Annotated in this window: 3 protein-coding genes; all 3 read right to left on the bottom strand. The window is 36.4% G+C overall.

Annotated features, from left to right (window positions below; genetic code table 11):
- On the bottom strand, positions 1-705 hold a 705-nt coding region (locus AC22ZQ_RS14420; protein ID WP_318959456.1), incomplete at its 3' end, for a winged helix-turn-helix domain-containing protein.
- Between the two features lie 289 nt (positions 706-994).
- Complete coding sequence (locus AC22ZQ_RS14415; RefSeq protein ID WP_318959455.1) at positions 995-1,360, bottom strand: Zn-ribbon domain-containing OB-fold protein; 366 nt, start codon at positions 1,358-1,360, stop codon at positions 995-997.
- A gap of 1 nt (position 1,361) precedes the next feature.
- On the bottom strand, positions 1,362-1,895 hold a 534-nt coding region (locus tag AC22ZQ_RS14410; RefSeq protein WP_413468691.1), incomplete at its 5' end, for a thiolase C-terminal domain-containing protein.

Raw genomic sequence — 1,895 nt, 5'->3', positions numbered from 1 at the left:
TAGATGCTCAGCAAAGACCTTTTGACCTGTTTTAAACAGCAAACCTTCAGCTCCATTATCCACATTATCTACATTGGTAAGCATTTCTTGAACATCAAACACTGGCAAACCAAGTCTTGCCAATTTGTTTCGATATTCTTCATGACCATGTTCTAAAAGAACAGAGTTTACCATTTCACGGATAAGTGAACCAGTAAGATATGTTGTTTGATATTTGTAAATTCTATTTTCAACTTCTTCAGTTATTTTTTGTGCGAGCTCTAATGGAAGACTTCCTTCACGTACAAGTGATTGAATAATTTTGTGTGAATTAAATTCTTCAATTGATTCATGAGATGTTCGGACATACATTTTTCCACTTTCAATAATTGAGCGTTCTTCAATTTGGCGTGCCAAGCTAAGAACAAGTTTTCCAAGGTTTGTGATAGTATACCTTCTTTCAGATTTGTTTAAAGCCACAAGCGATTGTCGTAATAATTTCCTAAGATGGTAAGCGAATTTTCCACTTTCCTTTTTTGACTTGAATCCAGCTAGGGACTTTAGCTCAGAATAGGTCAGTGGTCCTTTGGAGTTTAAAATTCTCAAAATATCGATCCTGTTTGGGCTTGCCATTACAGAGAAGATCATTCTTACACGTTTTGATGTAGATTGTAAGATACCTCCGCGTTTAGGCTCCGCTATTCCCTCGCTCAGTTCCATATCCATGTCTAAAAAATTTAAGCTAAATAAGGTTTTGTGATGAATTGTTGATCAAAATAAAGATCAGTTTTCGTTTACATCTAATGTAAACTCTGATGTAGATAATGTCTGTCCACAAGATGGACACTTTCCATTGTAAGGACTCATTACATCTTTTAGTGACTTTAACATTTTCATGCTAGAGATCTTTTCGCCACACTTTCCACAAGTTATTTCAACGGACATGTATAAAGATCTTTTTTCAAAATAATTAAAAATCTAATATGGTTTTTTTTTATAATTACACTAAATTTATTTACTGCTTTTCGATGATGATTCCCCGTTCATCAAAACCAGTGATTTTGGCCCTTGTGCCAACTGGTAGATCTGCGGGAGTAGCAATTCCTGCCATAAATCCAGAAATTCTCAATTGTGCATTATCTAGTTGGAGTACAACAAAGGCATATGGTGTGTATTTTTCAAAGCCTGCAGGAGCGACAGTAATTATGGTATAAGTGGCAATTGTGCCTGTACCATCTAAAAGTACATCCTCAAATCCTTTGCTGCCGCATTTTAGACAATAATAGGCTGTAGACAAATGAAGATAGCCACATTTAGTGCATTTGTGAGTTAGGAGTTTGCCTTTCTTAGCATTTTCAATAACTTGTGCTTCAACAGACATTTTACACACTTTGGAATAGATGAACAGCACAACTTGCTCCAGTTGCACCAAAGTTATGAGTTAAACCGATTTTTGCATCTTTTACTGTTCTTTCACCAGCATTTCCTGTAAGTTGGTCATACACTTCAACTACTTGTCCAACACCTGTAGCCCCAATTGGATGTCCTTTTGATTTGAGACCACCTGATGGATTAATTGAAATATCAGAATTTAATTTTGTTCTACCTTCACGAACAGCTTGAACACCTTGTCCTTTCTCAAAGAAGCCAAGGTCTTCACTATCTACAATTTCAGCAATTGTAAAACAGTCATGAACTTCTGCAAAGTCAACATCTTTTGAAGTAATTCCTGCCATTTTGTATGCTGCCTCAGCTGCAATCTTTGTGCTTGGAATTGTAGTCATTTGTTCACGACCTTGAAGTGCTGCAGGAGAGCCTCCCCTACCTGAACCAATTACTTGGATGTAATCTTTAGAGTGTTCTTTTGCAAATTTTTCATTACACAATATAACAGAGCTTGCACCATCTGAGAATGG

The sequence above is a fragment of the Lishizhenia sp. genome, from assembly GCF_057456495.1.
Note: the sequence above shows the minus strand (reverse complement) of the source record. Positions and strands in the feature narration are given on the sequence as shown.

Coding starts and splice junctions, on each gene's coding strand:
- AC22ZQ_RS14415 (WP_318959455.1), bottom strand. CDS start 1,360: ATGTCTGTTGAAGCACAAGTTATTGAAAATGCTAAGAAAGGCAAACTC.